The sequence below is a fragment of the Rhodomicrobium sp. genome (assembly GCF_047605405.1).
Classification (GTDB): domain Bacteria; phylum Pseudomonadota; class Alphaproteobacteria; order Rhizobiales; family Rhodomicrobiaceae; genus Rhodomicrobium; species Rhodomicrobium lacus.
The window spans coordinates 14011-33938 of record NZ_JASGFR010000017.1 but is presented as its reverse complement, the minus strand read 5'-3'; the positions used below and the strand labels follow the sequence as shown (position 1 = coordinate 33938).

Sequence of the window (19928 nt, the reverse complement as noted above, 5' to 3'; positions counted from 1 at the left end):
GCAAGCTTACCGAAGAGGCAAGCCGCAGAAACCCCGCGCGCGGAGTTATCCCCGCTCGGCCCTCTCGCCGCGATTTCGGTTGCGGTTATTCGGCTGTGACCTCGTCGAGCATGGCTGGCGAAGGGGCGAGGGCCGCGTCCTTCACCAGAACGACCTTCTGATAGAGGCCCCCGAAATAAGATGACCGCTGCATTTTCGCGTTGCGCCACGCCTTAGGCATGAAGATGCGCAGATCGCTGCTCCAAAGCTCCTTCGCGAAGGGTTCGAGCCGGCCGATCACCGGATACCAGATCCAGCGCGCGGGATGCCAGAGGCGCGGCTTCGCGTAATCCACGATCACGAGCTTGCCGCCGGGCTTCAGCACGCGCAGCGCATGGGCGAGCGTCGCCTCGCGCACGTCGCGCGGCATCTCGTGCAGGAGGAAGAACAGAAGCACGCGGTCGAAGCTTGCATCCGCGAAGGGGAGGCTGGCTGAGCTTGAGGCTGTGAGGCTTACAGGCGCATCCTCCGGCAGCTTCGCGCGGAGGTTTTTCAACTGCACCGGAAGCGCGTCCACCACGTCGAGCGTGCCGTCGCCCGCCTTCGCGCGCTCCGCGATCCGCGCCGAAAGGTCGCCATAGACGCAGGCGATCTGAAGCGTCGCGCCGGGAAGCTTCGCGCCGAATTCGTCAAGCGCCGCCTCGCGCAGGGACTGGTAGTTGCCCCACAGGATGAGGTCGATCAGCCACTGCCGCTCAAATATGCGGACTGCCGCCGGATGGACATAGGTCCACCAGTAGTACTTTTGCAGGTAGGCCGGGGGAGTGTAAGCGCCCTCCACCTCAAAGCCCTGATTTTTCGGGTGAAAAACCCCACTGCCGGATACAGCGCGCGAGGTTATGGCTTGCGCTTCCGCGCTCGTTGTCGAGGTGATTGGCATCGCCCAAAATTTAGACACCGGTAGGGTTTCCTGCAAGTGAACGCCTCGCGAAGGTGTCGCATAGTGTCGAAAATGCCGCAACTAAAGTCGTACAGCGGGAGGAAGCGTCAGCGTCACGCGCGTACCCGCGTCGGAAGAGGTTTCGAGTTCGAGCGTCGCTTTCGCGTTTTCCTTCAGCGTCTGCACGATGAGAGCGCCAAGGTTGCCCTTTTCCGGCCATTTGGTTTCGGGCGGAAGGCCCACGCCGTCGTCGGCCACCACCACGCGGCCGCCATCGTCGCCGCCGAGACATTCGATTGTGATCGAGCCGCTTTCGCGGCCCTTGAAGGCGTGTTTCAGCGCGTTGGTCAGGAGTTCGTTAACGACAAGGCCGACCGGCATCGCGACGTTGACCGAAACAGGAAAGACATCGACCTTGAGTTCGAGGCGCACGCCTTCGATCGCGTGAGAGCGCATGACAGCGCTTGCAAGCTGGCTGATGTACGCGCCGAGATCAACCTCGTCGCCTTCGGGCTTCGCGTTCAGGAAGCTGTAGAGGATGGCGAGCGCTTCGATACGCCCGGCGAGCCGGTTCAGCGGTTCCTTCCCTTCGGGCCAGTGGCGCGCCTCCAGCCTTATCAGCGCCGTGATGAGCTGAAGGTTGTTTTTCACGCGGTGCTGAAGTTCAAGCAGCGCAAGTTCCTGGTCGCCGAGCGATTTGCCGAAATCGATTTCGGGATTGTCGTCCGCGATATAGGCGGTGACGTCGATCAGCGCGACGAGCCGGAACGCGGGCTCGCCATCGTCGCCCACGATGACGGCCGAATAGACATCGGCCTTCGCCGTCTCCCCGTCGGGCCGGGCAATGCCAAAAACGCCGACGTGGTCGGCGCTTTCGTTCATGATGGCGGCCAAAAGGTCGCGTTCGCCGTTTTCCGAAACTTCGGCGAGCACGTCCCAGGTTTTTCCGGTCACGGCAGAGAGCGGAACCCCGGCGATCTTTTCGAAAGCGGGGTTCGCATAAATGATGCGCTCGTCCCCGTCCGTCGCGCCGACGAGAAGCGCGATCGGCATCTTGTCGAGGAATTGCTGGAAGCGATCGTCATGAAGCGCTTCCGCAAGATCGGGCATGTCGAGGAGTTCTTCCACCTGCGTTTTGTCCGTATCCGGCATGATGCGCGAATGTTCTCCCTCGTTAGCGGAACACGTCAGAACAACGCGCCAATGTTCAGGTCAAGCTGTTAGAAAAAGGGTGCGGGTTCGTCCCTCACACAGGCGCTTTAAACGGTAATTCCGACGTTTGCAACTGCTGAACATCTTCGTTGCCGTTAACATGGATCGCGATGGACTGGCCTGTTTCATCCTCAAAGCAAAGATGAGGCCAACGCGGCGGGCGGCTGCCCTCTCGTTCGATTTGCAGCGAGCAGCGGTTTGCCTGCCACTCGCGCAGGATAGTGAGGATGCAGGGCGGCGATGTGGGATCGAAGACGCTTTCGCCGTCATCGTCGAAGACCGGAAGGGACAGCTTGCCGTCGCCGCCGGGAAAGAAGCGAAGGGTCAGAGGGCCGCTTTGCCAGGAGGGCGACGGGCCGAGCGACAGCACGGCTCCGGCGCGAACGAAGGCGGGTGCGCGGCCGAGCGGCGCGTCCACTGTGTGCCAGCCCGGCGCAAAATGCGCGCCGCCGTGAAGCGCATGCCAGCCGCCCGATATCTCGGGCAGCCAGACACGCCGTTCGCGCGCGCCCGCCTCCACGACGGGCGCCACGAGCAAACCCGCGCCTAGCATGAAAGCGTCGTGTTCGACATAAGCTTCAGCTTCGTCGGGGAAATCGTAGAAAAGCGGCCTCAGGATCGGCTCGTGATATGCATGCGCACGCCAGAGTAGCGTATACAGCAGCGGGACAAGCCGCTCACGAAGCTCGAACGCCTCGCGAACGAGCGGCAGAAGCTCGGGGTACATCCATGGCTCGTTGACGCTGCCATCGTCGTTCCACGAGTGAATGCTGAACCTCGGCCAGAACACGCCCTGTTCGATCCACCGCATGAACAATTCCGGTTCCGGCTTCGGGCCTGCGAAGCCGCCGACGTCGTGGCCGAAATTATAGAGGCCCGACAGGCTGAGCCCGTGCCCCATGCGAAGGTTATAGCGCAGCGTTTTCCACGAGGTGGCGTTGTCGCCCGTCCATGTCTGCGCATAGCGCTGAAGGCCGGGGCCGCCCGATCGCGACACAAGGAAAGGGCGCTTGCGGGGCGCGTGTTCGCGTTGCGCGCGCTCCGACGCGCGAAGCATCAGGTTCGTCTGCACGGGGCGCAGGCAGGCCATCTTGCCGCCGCGCCAGTTCATGTCCGCGCGCGTCTCGCCGTCCCATATCTCGAATTCATTGTTGTCGTTCCACGTCGCCGCGATGCCGTGGCTGAGAAGCTGTTCCTTGACCTGCGCCGTCCACCAGGCGCTCGTCTCGGGATTGGTGAAGTCGAGATAAGCGGCTTTACCAGACCAGAACTGCGCGGCATGGGGGCGCTCGCTCTCCGCCTCGCGAACGAAACCGCCGAAGCGCTCGACATCGGCGAAACGCGGATGATCCATCAGCATTGCGGGCTTCACGTTGGCGATGAGCCTGACGCCGCTCGCGTTGAAAGCGGCGGCGACACGCGCCGGGTCGGGAAAGCGCGTTCTGTCCCATGAGAAGACGTAGCGCCCTTCGCCGCGCTTTGTATAGCCGGACGAGAGATGGAACGAGCCGCAGGGCAGGGCGTGTTCGTGGATCTGCGCGAGGAATCCCGTGAGTTGCCGCTCGGCATCCGGCGCTTCCGTGTAGTGCATCGTGGAGCCGGAATAGGAGAGCGACCAGCGCGGCGGCATCGCGGTGCGCCCTGTCAGCGCAGTGAAAGCGGGCGTGATGTCGCGCGCCGAGCTCCCGAAAAACAGCCACAGATCGAGGTCGCCGTCTTCGGCCTCGAAGCTCGTGAACGGGCCATGATAGGCGTCGATTTCCTGCCCCATGTCGAAGGCGGCATGGCTGAGATTGTCATAGAAAAGTCCGGCGGCCGGTGCGCTCGCATCGGGGTGCAACACCAGGAAGAACGGGATGTGTTTGTAGAGAGGGTCCGACGTCTCCGCGTCGTAACCCATCGCGTCGGTGGTGCGCATACGGAGGCGGCGGCCGCGCTTGTTGGCGTCGCCGGTCTTTTCGCCGAAGCCGTAATAGCCCGCCGCCGGATCGCTGGCGAGAAAATGCGCGAAGCGGTTGCCTCGCTCGTCGAACAGATAGGCTTGCGTCTGGCGATCCGTGAGCGCCACGCGGGACGGTTCGTCTTCGCGCTCGCGGAAGGACCACGTCAGGCCAAGCGGCGCGCGGCGGATTTCGGCGTGTATCAGCGCCGTCTCGATGACGATCGTGCGGGGTGTCTCATCGGCTGTGCGGATCGGCTCCACGTCAAGCCCCGTCGCGTCGAGCCGGTCGCGGCCATCGATGGCGTCGTCGCTCGAAAGCTCGGGCGAGAGCGACCATGTCCGAGGCGAGCGAAGGCCGCGAGGCCGCGTCACCAGAAGCCGCGCCGTCCTCGCTCCATGGAAGGAAAGTGTGAGCCGATAGCCGCGCTCAAGTTCCATCTCGGCCCGGTTTCCCGATGCCGAGAGAAGGGTTCCACCCGTCAACACCCGCATGCGCCAAGCTTGGGACGCGAAAATGGCTCAACAGCGGCGAAAGCCGGGGCTCACAGCAGGTTGACCTCCCGCAGCCATGCCTCGAACCAGTTTGGCCATGCCTGCGACGGAGTCCCTGACTTGCCCATGCCGAAGCCGTGTCCGCCGGAGGGCAACTCGTGCAGGGCGACCGGGACGCCCGCCTTGCGACATGCGTCAGCGAGGATCCGCGAGTGCTGCGGGTTGGCGATGGTGTCGTCCTTCGCATCGACGAGAAACACCGGCGGGCACCCGGCGCGGACGTAGGTGTCGACAGACCAGGCATCGGCGAGTTGGAGAGGCGGGCTTTGCCCGATCATCTCGACGCGCGAAGATGTGCTGTCGAAAGGAGGCTCCAGCGTCACGATCGGATAGATCAGCGCTGCTGCGTCCGTTCGCGCCGGCTCGCGGTCCGCGCCGTCGACGGGCTGGTAACTCGCGAAGTCGTGGCGCATCGCGGCGAGCCCCATGAGATGACCGCCGGCCGAGAAGCCGAGAACACCCAGGCGCTGCGGACGGAAATCGCCGATGCCGCGTCGTACAATGCAGATTGCGCGCTGCGCGTCCTGTAGCGGCGCGAGGCGACCGGCGCGCCAGCCTTCGCGCGGCAGGCGATAGCTCAGCACGTAGGTGGTGATGCCCCGCTGTGCGAGCCAAAGGGCCGGGGAAATGCCTTCGTTCTGGAGAGAGATGCGCTTGTAGCCGCCCCCCGGCGCGACGATCATAGCTGACCCGTTCGGCCTCTGCGGCGCGAACACCTGAACGGACGGTGCTGCGATTGCGCTCGTTGATCCGCGCGGCGACATGGCGAGCGGGCCGGTCGGGCCGCCGCCGCCCGGAGGCTCGCCCGGCCAGAGCGGAATGATAGCGTCGGGAAGAGCGCCACGCGCGCGGCCTCCAGTAAGAAGCGCTGCGGCCGCTGTCGCAAGAAATGTCCGGCGGTTGAACACCATGCCCCCCAATCGCTTTTCGCCTTCGTTCAAGCCTTCGTCCAAGCGTAACGCGGGGCGCCTTGTGCTTTCTATATGACACAAACTGCGACCGCCGGGAACGTGTTGTTCCCGGCCATTCAGCTTCGCGCCAGTGCGGCGGTGCGGACGGCCCAGCGCAGGCGCGCCGAGCGCGCGCGGGGGTTTGCGGCCACTTCATCCTCGGAGGGCTCGACGCCGTGGCGGTCGCGAAGCTCGAAGGTCGGCGCGCTGACGTCCCCGGCGTCAGGGATGTAGCGCGATGCTTTGGCGCGCTTGCCCGAGCGCTCCGCGAGGAAGCGCTTCACGATGCGATCTTCGAGGGAATGAAAGCTCACCACGACGAGCCGCCCGCCGGGTTTGAGCAGCCGTTCGGCGGCTTCGAGCGCGCGTGTGAGCTCGCCGAGTTCGTCGTTCACATAAAGGCGCAGCGCCTGAAAGCTGCGTGTTGCCGGGTGCTTCGGATCGCCCGGCTTGTGACCGAGCACGCGCGCGATGAGCGCTGCGAGCTGACCCGTGCGCTCGAAGGGCGCCGTCTCGCGATCCTTCACGATGGCGGCTGCGATGGCCCGCGAGCGGCGCTCCTCGCCGAGCGTATAAAGGATGTCGGCGATGGCGTCTTTCTCGTAGGTGTTGACGATATCGGCGGCGGAAAGGCCGCTCGCCGACATGCGCATGTCGAGCGGCCCGTCGCGCATGAAGGAGAAGCCGCGCTCCGCCTCGTCGAGTTGCATGGAGGAGACGCCGAGATCGAGCACCACGCCGTCGACGCTCTTCCAGCCGATGGCGTGGGCAGCGTCTTCCATCTCGGAAAAGGGCGTTTCGGCGAGTTTCAACCGGCCCGCAAAGCCAGCTTCGAGAGCGCAACCCGCCGCTATCGCGGTCGGGTCGCGGTCGAGGCCGAGCACGTCGCAATGCGCGGCCTCAAGGATGGCGCGGGCATAGCCGCCCGCGCCAAAGGTGCCGTCAATGAAGCGTTCCCCCACCCCTGGATGCAACGCTTCCAGCACTTCCCTCAGTAGCACCGGAATGTGACGGACCGGTCCGCTGTCGGGAGACGGGCCCTCTACCGGCCTCCCGCGATCCGCCACATCCCTGTTGCCCCCACGTCTGCGCCGCTTCATCAGCGGCTCCCCGCGCCGAGCTCTTTGCGAAGCGCAAGCGCCTGTTCGCGCGCGCGTTCACGAAACTTGCTGTAAGCCTCTGGTTCCCAGATCTGAAACTTGTTGCCAAGGCCGACGAAAACCGCCGTCTCTGTAATTCCGGCATGATCGCGCAGCCGCTTCGGCAGAACGGTTCGCCCGTCCGGGTCGATCTTGAGCTTTTCGCACTCGCCGAAATAGACGAGTTCGAGCGCTTCGCGAAGGGCGCTGCCCGTTGGCTGCCGCCCGACAATTCCCTTGATTTCTTCGACCAACCGAGAGCCTCCAGCCTCGATCGTAGCGTAGTCGAGATGCGGATAGCAGTGAATTTCGCTCGTGCCTTCCTGGGCAAGGATAGCGCGGAATGGCGCAGGAATAGCGACGCGCCCGCGTTGGTCAACCTTGCTGTCGATGCGCGAAGCAAATTCATCCATCCCTCAAATCCACGCCTCCGTCCGAAACGCACACTGCGACGGCTCGCGCATCCTGTGCCGTGGCAAATCGTTAACCGAAACCCGCTATTACCCATAAATACCCAGACGACAAAAAACCAGAGTGGGACACAAACTATCGACTTTAACGGGCAGTCTGCGACGTAAAATTTCAAAAATGATCCTGTAAACGTCCATTCAGTGCGGAAAGCGGATGGATCGGAGGGAGAAACCTTGCCGTGCTGTGGCCTTGCCCGGCGAAAGCTGTTTTCTCTCCCTCCGAATCGCCCCCTTCCGAACGGGCATTTATGGGATAACATGGGTAATTGTGGGCGTCAACAGACGGCTATCGCGCGTTGCAGAAAGGTAAGGAAAACGTGAACCGCGAGCGCGATACGCAAGAGTGGCGCGCGGGGTGGCGTTTGAGCACCAGAGCTTGCGTTTGGCGAGTGGGCTTGATGGCGGGTGCGCCCTGCGCGGGCCTCGGCTGGCGCGGCGCGATGCGCGTCAGAGCGCAGTGATCTGGCGCAACGGTCACAATAAAAGTGTCGACTAAGTCACTGAAATATAGCTATATTTTTATAGCAAACGGCAAGGGAGCATCATAAGCCTGCCGATCAGACTCGTTTCTTCACGCGAACCCTGCTTTCACCCTCGCGTTGGCTGCCGGGGCGAGCGCCTCGTCACTTACTGCAAATCCCCGATATCGCGATAATGGTCCAGCGCGTCGGGGTTCGCGAGCGCTTCGGTGTTCTTGACCGCGCGGCCATGCACGATGTCGCGCACGGCGATTTCGGTGATCTTGCCCGACTTGGTGCGCGGGATGTCCGGCACCTGCACGATGACGGCGGGCACATGGCGCGGGCTCGCGCCGTGGCGGATCTTCGCCTTGATCTTCTGTTTCAACCCTTCGTCGAGCACGGCGCCCGCGTTCAGCACCACGAACAGCACGACGCGCACGTCGTTGTCCCAATCCTGCCCGATGACGATGGCTTCCTTGATCTCCTCAAGCTGTTCCACCTGCCGGTAGATTTCCGCCGTGCCGATGCGCACGCCGCCGGGGTTGAGCGTGGCGTCGGAACGGCCATGAATGACGATGCCGCCATTCTCGGTCCATTCCGCGAAATCGCCATGGTGCCAGAGGCCGGGGAAGCGGTCGAAATAGGCGTTGTGGTATTTCGTGCCGTCGGCGTCGTTCCAGAAATAGACCGGGATCGACGGGAAGGGCTTCAGGCACACGAGTTCGCCCTTGCCATGATCGAGATGGCGCCCTTCGTCGTCGAACACATCGACCGCCATGCCGAGGCCCGGCCCCTGGATTTCGCCGCGCCAGACGGGCGAGAGCGGATTGCCGAGCACAAAGCAGCCGCCGATATCCGTCCCGCCCGAGATCGAGGCGAGATGCACGTCGGGTTTTATGGCGTCGTAGACGTAGTCGAAGCTTTCCGGCGCGAGCGGCGAGCCGGTCGAGGTGATCACGCGCACGCTCGAAAGCTTGTGCGTGTCACGCGGGCGAAGCCCCGCCTTCTTCAGCGAGTCGATGTATTTCGCCGAGGTGCCAAAGATGTCGATGCCGACTTCGTCCGCGAGGTCGAACAGCACGTTGCCGCCGGGATGGAAAGGCGAGCCGTCATAGAGCACGAGCGTTGCGCCCGTGGCGAGCCCCGCGACGAGCCAGTTCCACATCATCCAGCCGCAGGTGGTGAAATAGAAGAGCTTGTCGCCGTCGCGCAGATCGCAGTGAAGCTGATGCTCCTTCATCTGCTGCATGAGGACGCCGCCCGCGGAATGCACGATGCATTTCGGCGTGCCGGTCGTGCCGGAGGAATAGAGGATGTAGAGCGGGTGCGAGAAGGGCAGCCGCGTGAATTCGACATCCGTTGCGGGATGCGAGGCAAGCACCTCGTTCCAGTCGCGCGCCTTCGGACACGCCGCCGCCACGTCGCCCGTCCGGCCGAGATAGGGCACGATCCACGCCTGTTCGATGCTCGGAATTTTGGCGACGATCTCCGCCACCTTGTCCCCGGTGTAGAGCGTCTTGCCCGCGTAATAATAGCCGTCGCAGGCGATGAAGAGCTTAGGCTCGATCTGCCCGAAGCGATCGAGCACGCCCTGCACCCCGAAATCGGGCGAGGCGCTCGACCAGATCGCACCGAGCGAGGACGCGGCGAGCAGCGCGATGATGGCTTCCGGCATGTTCGGGATCAGCGCCGCCACGCGATCCCCTTCGCCGATGCCTGCGGCGCGCATGGCCTGTTGCGCGCTCGACACCGCCGCGTGAAGCTCGGCCCACGACAGGGTGCGCGCGACCTTGTCCTCGCCCCGGAAGATCAGCGCGGGCGTGTCGCTATGCTTGCGGAGCAGGTTTTCGGCGAAATTAAGCCGCGCGCCCTCGAAGAAGCGCGATGTCTCGAATGTGTCGCCTTGCACGAAAATCGGGCCGTTGCCGCGCTCCCCGACGACCCCCATGAAGTCCCAGGCTCGCGCCCAGAAGGCTTCCGTCTCGCGCACGGAGTAAGCGTGGATGTCCGCGTAGGTGCGAAGATCGAGGCCATCCGCCTCGTTCACCTCCGCGATGAAACGCGCCAGACGCGAGTTTTCCACGGACTTTTGCGAAGGGGACCAAAGCGGCGGCAATTTCATGTGCAGTCTCCGATGCAAAGACTCGCCAGCGTCACAAAGTGTTTTTAAACCTTAACGCTCACCCGTTTGGATGAGCGGGTGAAGCCTGTGCGCTGTGGCGCATGAAACGTCAGCTTCATTGGTTTCCTCACCTGCTTCAAGATGTATCAGATTGCGCAAAAAGTTCGATATGTTTTGAAGAGTCTGGCGTTGTGCGGGCTCTGCGCTGCGGTTGCGCTGATCCTTTTCGCAATATCGATTCCGCGGTTTCTCGACGGCGATATCGCGCGTAAAAGCTTCGTGAAGGCACTCGCCGCCTGGAGTGGCGGCAAGGTCACTCTGACGGGCCAGCTTCGTGTCGCCAGTTTTGCCTCGCTCTCCCTGGAGGCGAGCGGCGTCCGCTTTCATGATGCGCCCGGGCTCGATCCGGTGCTGCGCGGTCGCGCCGAGACCGTCACGGCCTTGGTGAATTTGCGATCCCTCCTTCTCGGCGATCTCGAATATCGAAAGTTCGTCGTGTCATCGCCCCAATTCGTCCTGAAACGCCAGTCACGCGGCGGCGCGGCGGATGAATTCGCGGCGGCGAGGCTTGCCTTGACCCTCGTCGACCGCAGCAGTCTTCCGGACATCGAACTGCGCAATCCGGTGTTCTATGTCGCCGACCGCGACTTTCGTCCCTACAGGCGGATCAGCTTCGAGCGTATCGCGTTGAAGCGTCCGAACCCGACGGAAGCCGGATCTTTCGCGCTGGGTCTGTACAAGCCCGGTTTCGACTTCGCCTTTAAGGGCGAGCGCAACGGGGATAGCGTCTCTGGCCAATTAAGGCTCAAGACGACAGGAGAGTGCCCGCCCGCAGCCAATCTCCTCGCGGCGCTGACGCCTTGGGAAACCGCGAGCGCCTTTTCCCTTAAGGGCGATCTGACATGGTCGCGCGATCGGGTCTCCCTCGACGAGGCGTCCTTTTCGTTCGGCGACCGAACCGCGAGGGGGGCACTCGCATTTTATGTTTCGGACAATCGGGCGCGGATCGAAGGCACGCTCGCTTACGATACGCTGGACGTGACGCCCATGTGGACGGCGGCGCGGGCGGTGGGCAGCAACCCGGCTGAGGCATCGGGCGGCGTCTTTATCCCCGCAACAAATGAACGGCGCGCGGTCGACCTCGACATACGACTCTCCGCCGATCGCCTGCGCGCCGGCGGCCTGGAAGCCGGCCCGGTCGCACTGGCTGTGACGGCGCGGAGCGGCCATCTTTCCGTGGACGTGGCGGAGTTGGCGCTTTTCGGCGGCAATGCAATCGCCCGCGTGGAGATCGACCCCGCGCGGCCGGGCGCGATGTCGGTGACCGGCACGGCGAAGCGGCTTGACGCTGGCGCGCTTGCATCGGCGCTGCAACTGCCGCTGTCGGTTCGTGGACCGGCCACCCTGCGTCTTGGCTTGAACGTGCCGCTCGGCGGCGAGGGCGCGCTGCCCGAAACGGGCGCCGCATCGGGCAGCTTCGCGCTTCTGTTCCCGCTCGGCGGATCGCTCGACGGCGTGGCGGGGCGCGCGCTCGACGCGGCGGTTACGGGCGCGGACCTCCTCGCGGCCGGTCGTCAGAGGTTTCCTTTCGCAGCGGCACGCATCGACGGCAGGCTGACAGGCGGGGCCGTCGATCTCGATGTCCAGGGGCAACATGACGGGCAGAAGATCGAGGGCAAGCTCAGGATCGCGTTGCCCGATGCGGCTGTGAGCGGCACGCTGTCTTCCCATCGCGAGGAAGCGCCCGTTTCGGCTGGCGGCGCCGTCTCGAAAGGCGGTCTGGCGTCCGCATTCTCGTCGAAGCTCGTGCTCTCGGGCACCGCTGCGGCACCGATCCTGTCATCGCATCAGGACAGCCTTTCCAACTGAGGCCCCCGAAGGGGAATCCGCGCAGGGAAAGCGCGTTCGGAGCCCGTGGTCCCAGCCCGGAATGCCGCCCGTCATTTCCTGCCGATGCCATGATGACAACCGCGCTTCGCTCGGCTGCTTGCCTGAGGTGCTGGCCGCGCTTCGCGACATATTCCGCTCGTTACGCCGAAAATCAGAACTTGCGGCCGACGCTCAAGGTTGCATAGGCGCGATAGTCCTTTTCCTCGCTGGCCGACACTCCGCCGCCCGCAAGCGAGATGTCGTTTGCTCCATACCTGAGATTGAGGAGCGCGCCCGCCTTGGCGTAGGTCTCGTTCCTCCCCGTCGTATCGCCTTCGCTGAAAGTCTCGGCATAGCTCGAAAAGGAGCCCTCCGCCCCGAGCGACAGGCGGATCGCATCATCGCGGTAAATTTCGTAAGCGGCGCGCCCGTAGAGCGAGGTTGTGTTGCGGATCTGCGAATGGGATGCGTTCGCGGACGTCCATATGCGGTCCGCTACGCGCCACCATACGTCCAATGAGGCGATCATTCCGAATTGGCTGTTGCGTTCGAGCCTGTCCACGTCCCAGGCGACGTGGCCGGCGTCGAACAGCCGGTCCATCCTCGTTGCGTAGGCCACGCCCGCATAAGCCTTGATCCAGAGCGGCCCGCGATTGGCCTGATAGCCCGCCGACAAGCTTCCGCCCGAGCCGAGACGCTGCGCATAAAACTCGTTGGAAAACACGCCGGCGTCCGTCTCGCCGGAGACGCCGACAAGGCCGTCGAGCTTCAGGCGCACCCCCTCCCGGTCGATGGGTCCGAAAAGGCTCCAGACGGTGGAATCCGCAACCGCTGCCGAGCGTCCCGCATAATCGACGGTAACGTAGGTCTCGAAGCGGGGACCGCGCGCGGCCTCGCCCGCAGCACACGACACGACTGCCGCCGCAACTCCCGCCAGCGTCAGCGCGAAACGCAAGACAACATCCAACATATTGAAACTCATACGCTTCCCGCGCATGACCCTACTGCCGCAAAGCAGAAAAAACGATTCATTTTTTACAAATAATTTAATGATTCCTGCGCCAGGTGCGAAGGTGACACACATCCGCTTCCGTCTTGACGAGCGCGCCCGTTGGCAGGCAAATCACCGTCCGGGACCGTTTTCCAGCGCCGCGCGGCTGAAAATGGCCTCGATTTCCCTTTTTTCTGCGCTTTCCAATGGACAATGCCTCTTCCGAAGCGTTTTCGGACAAGGCAAGCGGGGATCGATGCGACGCAGGTTTCTTCTGCTCGGCTTAGTGCTCTGCGCGGCGCTTTCGGCCTGCGCGCCGGTGATGGTGGCGCAGCAGGGGACGGCGGCGGCCGTCAGCTACAAGACCGTGCGCGCGCCAGGCGGCCCCTTGCGCCTCGCGGTGACCGAGAGCGGGCGCGGAAAGCCGATCCTTTTGCTGCACGGCTTCGCCACGTCGAGCTACACGTGGCAGGGCGTGATGCCCGATCTGGCCCGCAAGCATCGTGTCATTGCGGTGGACCTGCGCGGCTTCGGCGCGTCCGACAAGCCGCTCGATGACAAATATTCCGTGTTCGATCAGGCCGATGTCATCCAGGCGTTCATCGAGCAGGAGAACCTGAAGGACCTGACGATCGTCGGGCATTCTTTCGGAGGCGGCGTGACGCTGGCGCTCGCGCTTCGTGCGAAGGGCGCGCTTCGCTCGCGCATCAGGAATATCGTGCTCGTCGACAGCGTAGCCTACAAGCAGCCGCTGCCGATCTTTTTCAGGATGCTGCAGGTGCCGGGTCTGGCCGAAGTCGGCATGGCGCTCGTGCCCCCGGAGGTGCAGTCCGAGCAGGGGCTCAAGCTCGCCTATTACGACCACGAAAAGATCACGGAGCGCTCCATCACAGAATATGCCAGCCCGCTTCGGTCCCCGGCTGCCAAGCATGCGCTCGTGAAAACGGTCGAGCAGATCATGCCGCCGAACATCGATGAGATCGCGCTGAGCTATCAGACGATCCGCGTGCCTACGCTCGTGATGTGGTGCGATGAGGATAAGGTCGTGCCGTCGGTCTTCGGGCAGCGGCTGAAGGCCGATATTCCGACTGCGGAACTCGTGATGTTCTCGAAATGCGGGCACATGCCCCAGGAAGAGAAGCCCGAGGAGACAGCGCGCGCGATCGAGGCGTTCCTCGCGCGGCACCCCTGATTCGAAGAGCGGCTCAGCACCGCGAGGCACCGCCGCGTTCTTTATCGTTATTGCGGTTTGCCTCCGCCGTTCCCGTTCTTTTTGCCGCCGTTTTTCTTCGGCGCGGTGCCCGTGGCAGCGGGCTTGCTCGAACCGGCCTTGAACTTCTCGGCGCGCGGCCAGAAGCGCAAGCCCGCGCAGCGCTCGGCGAACACGCGTGCATCGTCCGGCCCCTTGAGTTGCACCACGCCGCCGTCAAGCTCGTCGGCGATGCCCGCCTTCGTAAAGAGCGGCGCGACATTGCCGTGCCAGCCGATGAACTTCTGATGCGCGAAGGCGTCCGCCACGAAGTCACGCGCCGATGGGTGATGCGCGAGTTGCGTGCCACCTTCCGCAGAGGCGAGGATCGCGACCGCGTCGTAAAGCACCGACGGCGCGCCGTCGAGCCGCTGCTTCGCCTCGATCCATGTGCCGTCACTGGCGCTTACGCCTCCGACCTCCGGCGCGACGATCTCGACGAGCGCCTTTTCCGCCGCGAAGCTCTTCTTCAGATCGGCGAGCGCATGCGCGTCCACGCCATCGGTGACGAGGATGCCGAGCTTGCGTCCCTCGAAGCGCTTCGGGCCGTTCTTCACGATGCTCAGGGCGAGGCTCTCCTTCAGGTCGGTGCGCGTGGGACGGGCAGCGTCGGCTGCTTTCGGCAAGTCCTTCAGGCGGATCGCGGTCGCCACCTTTTTCGCAAGCTCGTCGTCGATGTTGAGAAGGTGCGAGACGACGCGGCTGCGGATTGCGGGCGTCTCAACCTTCGACAGTTCGAACGTGATCGCGTCGGCGATGTGCTGTTTCTCGATCTCGGTCTGGCTGATGTAGAACTGCCGCGCCTGACTGTAGTGATCGGCGAACGACTCCGCGCGGAGTCGGCGCTTCTGTCCCGCCACCTCTTCGGGAAAGCTCTTGAAGCCTTTTTCCGGCGACTCGCGTGGGCCGCCCTGCTCGTCGCCCCAGGAGTTCGGCTCGTAATTCACCCGGCCCCTCGGGTTGCGCATCGTCATGTGGCCGTCCTGCTGGAGTGTCGCAAACGGGCATTTCGGCGCGTTGATCGGCAGGAAAGTGAAGTTCGGCGAACCGAGCCGCTTCAATTGCGTATCGAGATAGGAGAAATTGCGGCCCTGAAGCAGCGGGTCGTTGGTGAAGTCCACACCCGGCACGATGTTCTGCGTGCAGAAGGCAACCTGCTCCGTCTCCGCGAAGAAATTGTCCGGCATGCGGTCGAGCACGAGACGGCCCACGACGCGGATCGGCACTTCCTCTTCCGGGATGATTTTCGTTGCGTCGAGCACATCGAAGGCGAATTTGTCGGCGAAAGCGTCATCGAAAAGCTGCACGCCGAGTTCCCATTCGGGAAAGTTGCCGCTCTCGATCGCGTCCCACAGGTCGCGGCGGTGGAAGTCCGGATCGGCGCCGTTGATCTTGACGGCCTCGTTCCAGACCACGGATTGCAGCCCAAGCTTCGGCTTCCAGTGAAACTTCACGAAGGTCGATTTGCCCTCCGCGTTCACGAAGCGGAAGGTGTGAACGCCGAAGCCTTCCATGAAGCGGAAGGAACGCGGGATTGCGCGATCGCTCATCACCCACATGATCATGTGCATGCTTTCAGGGCTCAGCGAGATGAAGTCCCAGAAATTGTCATGTGCGGAGGCCGCCTGCGGAAAGGCGCGGTCCGGCGCTTCCTTCACCGAATGCACGAAGTCGGGGAACTTGATTGCGTCCTGAATGAAGAAGACCGGGATATTGTTGCCGACGATGTCCCAGTTGCCTTCCTTTGTGTAGAGCTTCACCGCGAAGCCGCGCACGTCGCGGGCGAGGTCGAACGAGCCTTTCGCGCCCGCGACGGTGGAAAAGCGCACGAAGGCGGGCGTCTTTTCGCCGACGCGCTGGAAGATGTCGGCGCGCGTCACGTCCGCGAGCGAAGCCGTCGTCTCGAAATAGCCGTGGGCGCCGTAACCTCGCGCGTGCACCACCCGTTCCGGGATGCGCTCATGGTCGAAATGAAAAATCTTTTCGCGGAAGTGGAAATCTTCGAGCGCCGTCGGGCCGCGCGCGCCGATCTTCAGCGAGTTCTGGTCGTCCGCGACGGGCACGCCTTGTTGCGTCGTCAGCACGGGTACGTCGCCGCCCGCAACCTGATGGGTTTCGCCTCCCTCGCCCCGCAGGACCTTTTCCTGCCCGTAGGCTATGCTCGTGTAATCGCCGTTGGTTTTCGTCTTCGCCATTGGGCGGTGCCTCCTGAAAGGGCATCGGAAGCGCGTCGGAAATCTCGGATGGCTTGTCGCGCGGAGCCGTGCTGATAGTCAGAAAGCAGAACCATTCCGGAAAAAGCTTGTTCCGCCGTAGGCTTAGCCTGTTTAAGGCGCGATGCACGAGGGGTGGCGGACTTGCAGGAAGATTGAAACGCCTTAATAACCGCAAGATCGTGCTTCCCATCGAGAGCGACGGGTCTTAAAAGCGGCGAAAAATATAAGTCGCTGCAAAGACAACGGTTCGACGTTTCCCTAAGGGCGAGGAGTTTCCATCGTGAATGCAAGGATTTTACTGAGTGCGGCGATGCTGGCATTCGGCGCGCAGATGGCGCAGGCGGCTCCGGTCGCGCGTGTCAACGGAACGGACATCACGGAAGCCGAGATCGCCTTCGCGGAAGCCGAGGTCGGGGCGGAAATCGCCGGGCTTCCGGCGGAAAGCCGCCGTCGCGTGCTGGTCGAATATCTCGTCGAGGCGCATCTTTTCGCCAACGAGGCGACGAAGGACAAGCTCGACGCCGCCAAGGATTTCGAGGAGCGGGCGGCTTATTACAAGCTGCGTGCGCTGCGCGACACCTTCTATGAGAAGAAGGTCCGCGATGCGATCACGGATGCGCAAGCCAAGGCCGCCTACGACGAGCAGATCGCCAAGCTGAAGCCCGAGCCCGAAGTGCGTGCTCGCCACATCCTCGTGAAGACGAAGGAGGAAGCGGAAGATCTCGTGAAGCAGCTCAAGGGCGGCGCGGACTTCAACGAACTGGCCAAGAAAAGCGCCGATGGCCCCAGCGCGAACACCGGGGGCGACCTCGGTTATTTCTCCAAGGGCCAGATGGTGAAGGTGTTCGAGGACGCCGCGTTCTCGCTTCAGCCCGGCCAGATTTCCGAGCCCGTGCAGTCCGAGTTCGGCTGGCACGTGATCAAGGTCGAGGACAAGCGGAACCGGCCCGTGCCGAGCTTCGACGAGGTGAAGGACCAGATCGTCGCCTCGCTCGTTCAGAACCAGCTTCGCGAAACAGTGCAGAAACTGCGTTCATCCGCTAAGGTGGAAATCGTCGATCCGGAGCTGAAGAAGGCCATCGACGAAGACGCCAAGGCCGCCGCGATCGAAACGCCGACGCAGCAGAAGTAGCAGCCAACGAAAGGAGCCGGGTTCATGGCGAGTATCACAAAGGTTTCGCCGTTCGCGCCCGGCGAACTCGTGCCCCTGCCGCCGATCGCGGGCGTGAAGATCGCGGTCGCGGAGGCGGGCATCAAATATGCGAACCGCACCGACGTGTTGCTCATGCTGTTCCCGGAAGGGACGCAGGTGGGCGGTGTGCTGACGCGGTCGAAGACGTCTTCGGCGGCGGTCGACTGGTGCCGCGAGCAGCTTCAGCATGCAAGCGCCCGCGCTCTCGTCGTCAATTCCGGCAACGCGAATGCGTTCACGGGGCAGCGCGGCCGCGATGCGGTGGAAGCCACGGCGGCGTTCGCGGGCGAGGCAGGCGGCTTCGAGGCGGAGCGCGTGTTCATTGCCTCCACGGGCGTCATCGGCGAGCCGCTCGACGCCACGAAGTTCAGCCACGTGCTTTCGAAGATGGCGGGCGAGGCGAAGGAAGACCTCTGGCACGACGCCGCGCGCGCGATCATGACCACCGACACCTATCCGAAGGTGGCCACGCGCCGCGCCTTCGTCGACAATGTGCCGGTCACGCTCAACGGCATTGCCAAGGGCTCGGGCATGATTCAGCCCGACATGGCGACGATGCTGTCCTTTATCGTCACCGATGCGGCCGTCGAAGGCCACGTGCTGACAGAGCTTCTGCGCCGCCACGTGAAGACGACGTTCAACGCCGTGACGGTCGACGGCGACACGTCGACAAGCGACACGCTTCTCATCTTCGCGACGGGTGAGGCGGCGGCCAAGGGCGCGCCGAAGATCGCGGGGCCGGACGACCCGGAAGCGGCGGCGTTTTCGGCGGCGCTTCTCTCGCTCCTTCACGATCTTGCCATTCAGGTTGTCAAGGATGGCGAGGGCATTTCCAAGCTGATGACCATCCACGTCGAAGGTGCCGAGAGCGACGAGGCAGCGCATCGCATCGCCATGACCATCGGCAATTCGCCGCTCGTGAAGACGGCGGTTGCGGGCGAGGACGCGAACTGGGGCCGCATCGTCGCCGCCGTAGGCCGTTCGGGCGAAGCGGCGGACCGCGACCGGCTGTCGATCTGGTTCGGCGACATTCAGGTGGCGAAGGAAGGCTTGCGCGACCCCGATTACAAAGAGGAGCAGGGTTCGGCCTATATGAAGCGCGGCGAAATCGAGATCCGCGTCGATTGCGGCGCCGGCGGGCAGGGGCGCGCAACCGTATGGGCTTCGGACCTCACCTATGACTACATCCGCATCAATGCCGACTACCGGAGCTGACGCCGCCCCCGCGCCGGGGCTCAAGCTTGTGACGTGCGTGGCCGTGGCGCTGATCGACGCCGACAACCGCGTGCTGCTCGCGCAGCGCCCAGCGCACAAGCCGATGGGCGGGCTTTGGGAGTTCCCCGGCGGCAAGATCGAGCCGGGAGAGCTTCCCGAGGCGGCGCTCATCCGCGAGTTGAAGGAAGAACTCGGCATCGAGGTGCCGCAGCGCTGCCTCGCGCCGCTCACCTTCGCGAGCCACTCTTACGAGACGTTCCATCTTCTCATGCCGCTCTATATCTGCCGGAACTGGAACGGCATGGTTCGCCCGCTCGAAGGGCAGACGCTCGCATGGGTGCGGCGCGACAAGCTGCGCGATTATCCCATGCCCGCCGCCGACCTGCCGCTCGTGCCCATCCTTCAGGACTGGCTCTAGGCCAAGCGCAGGCTTGAGGCGGCGATTTCGGGCGACGGCCACGGCGAAGCCGCGCCTTCCGCAAAAATCGGCCGCTGGCTTGCGACAAGGATCACGAAAAACAAAACCACGGGACGGTGGCGCAGACCGGTCTTGAGCATGCCTGGCGGCGGGTTTAGGTTGCCCGATTAACAGGCACGCTCCGTTTGGCGCGCCCTCTCGCTGGATTTCCAATGTCGACTTCGTTTGCCATTTTCCTCCCGGCCTGCTTCGCGCTCAACATGGCGTTCGGGCCGAACAACCTCCTTTCGCTCACCATCGGCGCGCGCCACGGCGTGATGCCCGCGATCGCCGCCGCGCCGGGCAGGCTCGTCGCCTTCGCCGTCATGATCGCGATCACGGCTGCTGGCATGGGCGCGCTCCTGATGGCGTCGGAGGCGGCATTTACGGCGGTGAAGCTCCTCGGTGCGGCCTATCTCGTCTGGATCGGCGCGCGGCTCATCATCGCCAAGGGTTTCGACACGCTCACCGAGCCAAACGGCAGGGCGCAAGTTCCCGGCAGCTTCCTTAGGCAGGAATTTCTCGTCGCGGCAACCAATCCGAAGGCCATGCTCATCTTCACGGCTTTCCTGCCGCAGTTTGTGGACCAGAGCGATTATTGGCGAAGCTTCCTCTTCGTCGGCGTGGTCTTCCTGATCCTCGAAGTTCCGGCGATTGCGATCTATGCCCTGCTCGGTTCGCGCATCGGGCGCCTCGCGCAGGGAGGACGCGCGTCGCGATGGATCAACCGCGTGAGCGGGTCGATGATGGTGGCCTTCGGCGTCGCGCTCGCCTTCGCCCGGCGCCCCGCATCCTGAACGGGATCGGCGCGGTGGGGCCTGGGGCGGGCTTGACGGCAAAGCGAACCGCGCTCGCAACCCTTGGACAGGCCGTCGCGGCGCGTTGACAGCACGCCTGCGTCTGCTTATTTCTCGTGCCATGAGGAGAAGGGCCACTTCTCCCGGTCAATTTCGCAAACAGCCCGTAAGAAAG

General features: G+C 63.7%; 15 protein-coding genes. 6 read left to right on the top strand and 9 right to left on the bottom strand.

The window, feature by feature from the left end:
- Nucleotides 1-85: 85 nt before the first annotated feature.
- The 7 genes from rquA to QM659_RS08670 form a co-directional block, all read right to left on the bottom strand.
- Nucleotides 86-937 carry a rhodoquinone biosynthesis methyltransferase RquA gene (gene rquA, locus QM659_RS08700; RefSeq protein WP_415188118.1) on the bottom strand — a complete coding sequence of 284 codons (852 nt, stop codon included), beginning with the start codon at nucleotides 935-937 and terminating at the stop codon, nucleotides 86-88.
- Between the two features lie 63 nt (nucleotides 938-1000).
- Complete coding sequence (locus QM659_RS08695; protein WP_415188117.1) at nucleotides 1001-2071, bottom strand: sensor histidine kinase; 1071 nt, start codon at nucleotides 2069-2071, stop codon at nucleotides 1001-1003.
- A gap of 94 nt (nucleotides 2072-2165) precedes the next feature.
- Nucleotides 2166-4565 carry a TIM-barrel domain-containing protein gene (locus QM659_RS08690; protein ID WP_415188116.1) on the bottom strand — a complete coding sequence of 800 codons (2400 nt, stop codon included), beginning with the start codon at nucleotides 4563-4565 and terminating at the stop codon, nucleotides 2166-2168.
- 50 nt (nucleotides 4566-4615) lie between these two features.
- Nucleotides 4616-5536 carry an alpha/beta hydrolase gene (locus QM659_RS08685; protein ID WP_415188144.1) on the bottom strand — a complete coding sequence of 307 codons (921 nt, stop codon included), beginning with the start codon at nucleotides 5534-5536 and terminating at the stop codon, nucleotides 4616-4618.
- Between the two features lie 116 nt (nucleotides 5537-5652).
- Entirely contained in the window at nucleotides 5653-6675 is a 1023-nt protein-coding gene (gene rsmH, locus QM659_RS08680; RefSeq protein WP_415188115.1) for a 16S rRNA (cytosine(1402)-N(4))-methyltransferase RsmH, read from the bottom strand.
- Nucleotides 6675-7127: a division/cell wall cluster transcriptional repressor MraZ gene (locus QM659_RS08675; RefSeq protein WP_127076765.1), complete on the bottom strand. Its 453-nt coding sequence runs from the start codon at nucleotides 7125-7127 to the stop codon at nucleotides 6675-6677. The genes rsmH and QM659_RS08675 overlap by 1 nt, the downstream gene beginning before the upstream one ends.
- 684 nt (nucleotides 7128-7811) lie before the next feature.
- Nucleotides 7812-9767, bottom strand: a complete 1956-nt coding sequence (locus tag QM659_RS08670; RefSeq protein WP_415188114.1) for an acetoacetate--CoA ligase — start codon at nucleotides 9765-9767, stop codon at nucleotides 7812-7814.
- A 189-nt stretch (nucleotides 9768-9956) separates the two neighbouring features.
- Here QM659_RS08670 and QM659_RS08665 point away from each other — a divergent pair, with 189 nt between their 5' ends.
- The gene (locus tag QM659_RS08665; RefSeq protein WP_415188113.1) at nucleotides 9957-11636 is read left to right on the top strand and encodes a hypothetical protein; all 1680 of its coding nucleotides are present in this window, start codon (nucleotides 9957-9959) and stop codon (nucleotides 11634-11636) included.
- Nucleotides 11637-11808: 172 nt separating this feature from the next.
- Here QM659_RS08665 and bcsS read toward each other — a convergent pair whose 3' ends face one another.
- On the bottom strand, nucleotides 11809-12606 hold the full coding sequence (gene bcsS / locus QM659_RS08660) for a cellulose biosynthesis protein BcsS (protein WP_415188112.1): 798 nt from the start codon (nucleotides 12604-12606) through the stop codon (nucleotides 11809-11811).
- A gap of 277 nt (nucleotides 12607-12883) precedes the next feature.
- Between bcsS and QM659_RS08655 the strand changes: the two genes are divergently transcribed.
- Complete coding sequence (locus QM659_RS08655; RefSeq protein ID WP_164729897.1) at nucleotides 12884-13819, top strand: alpha/beta fold hydrolase; 936 nt, start codon at nucleotides 12884-12886, stop codon at nucleotides 13817-13819.
- A 47-nt stretch (nucleotides 13820-13866) separates the two neighbouring features.
- Here the strand turns inward: QM659_RS08655 and QM659_RS08650 are convergent, their stop codons facing one another.
- Entirely contained in the window at nucleotides 13867-16071 is a 2205-nt protein-coding gene (locus QM659_RS08650; RefSeq protein WP_415188111.1) for a catalase, read from the bottom strand.
- A 331-nt stretch (nucleotides 16072-16402) separates the two neighbouring features.
- On the opposite strand from QM659_RS08650, the gene QM659_RS08645 reads away from it, so the two are divergent.
- The 4 genes from QM659_RS08645 (at nucleotide 16403) to QM659_RS08630 (ending at nucleotide 19753) form a co-directional block, all read left to right on the top strand.
- Nucleotides 16403-17224, top strand: a complete 822-nt coding sequence (locus QM659_RS08645) for a peptidylprolyl isomerase (RefSeq protein WP_303487458.1) — start codon at nucleotides 16403-16405, stop codon at nucleotides 17222-17224.
- A gap of 24 nt (nucleotides 17225-17248) precedes the next feature.
- Nucleotides 17249-18499, top strand: coding sequence for a bifunctional glutamate N-acetyltransferase/amino-acid acetyltransferase ArgJ (gene argJ / locus QM659_RS08640; protein ID WP_415188110.1), 1251 nt, complete (start codon nucleotides 17249-17251; stop codon nucleotides 18497-18499).
- Nucleotides 18480-18917 (top strand): (deoxy)nucleoside triphosphate pyrophosphohydrolase, encoded by a 438-nt coding sequence (locus QM659_RS08635; RefSeq protein WP_415188109.1) that lies wholly within the window; start codon nucleotides 18480-18482, stop codon nucleotides 18915-18917. The genes argJ and QM659_RS08635 overlap by 20 nt, the downstream gene beginning before the upstream one ends.
- 212 nt (nucleotides 18918-19129) lie before the next feature.
- Complete coding sequence (locus QM659_RS08630; RefSeq protein ID WP_415188108.1) at nucleotides 19130-19753, top strand: LysE family translocator; 624 nt, start codon at nucleotides 19130-19132, stop codon at nucleotides 19751-19753.
- The last annotated feature ends 175 nt before the right edge of the window (nucleotides 19754-19928 follow it).

Coding starts and splice junctions, on each gene's coding strand:
- QM659_RS08695 (WP_415188117.1), bottom strand. CDS start 2,071: ATGCCGGATACGGACAAAACGCAGGTGGAAGAACTCCTCGACATGCCC.
- QM659_RS08690 (WP_415188116.1), bottom strand. CDS start 4,565: ATGCGGGTGTTGACGGGTGGAACCCTTCTCTCGGCATCGGGAAACCGG.
- QM659_RS08685 (WP_415188144.1), bottom strand. CDS start 5,536: ATGGTGTTCAACCGCCGGACATTTCTTGCGACAGCGGCCGCAGCGCTT.
- rsmH (WP_415188115.1), bottom strand. CDS start 6,675: ATGAAGCGGCGCAGACGTGGGGGCAACAGGGATGTGGCGGATCGCGGG.
- QM659_RS08675 (WP_127076765.1), bottom strand. CDS start 7,127: ATGGATGAATTTGCTTCGCGCATCGACAGCAAGGTTGACCAACGCGGG.
- QM659_RS08670 (WP_415188114.1), bottom strand. CDS start 9,767: ATGAAATTGCCGCCGCTTTGGTCCCCTTCGCAAAAGTCCGTGGAAAAC.
- bcsS (WP_415188112.1), bottom strand. CDS start 12,606: ATGTTGGATGTTGTCTTGCGTTTCGCGCTGACGCTGGCGGGAGTTGCG.
- QM659_RS08655 (WP_164729897.1), top strand. CDS start 12,884: ATGCGACGCAGGTTTCTTCTGCTCGGCTTAGTGCTCTGCGCGGCGCTT.
- QM659_RS08650 (WP_415188111.1), bottom strand. CDS start 16,071: ATGGCGAAGACGAAAACCAACGGCGATTACACGAGCATAGCCTACGGG.
- QM659_RS08645 (WP_303487458.1), top strand. CDS start 16,403: ATGCTGGCATTCGGCGCGCAGATGGCGCAGGCGGCTCCGGTCGCGCGT.
- argJ (WP_415188110.1), top strand. CDS start 17,249: ATGGCGAGTATCACAAAGGTTTCGCCGTTCGCGCCCGGCGAACTCGTG.
- QM659_RS08635 (WP_415188109.1), top strand. CDS start 18,480: ATGCCGACTACCGGAGCTGACGCCGCCCCCGCGCCGGGGCTCAAGCTT.
- QM659_RS08630 (WP_415188108.1), top strand. CDS start 19,130: ATGTCGACTTCGTTTGCCATTTTCCTCCCGGCCTGCTTCGCGCTCAAC.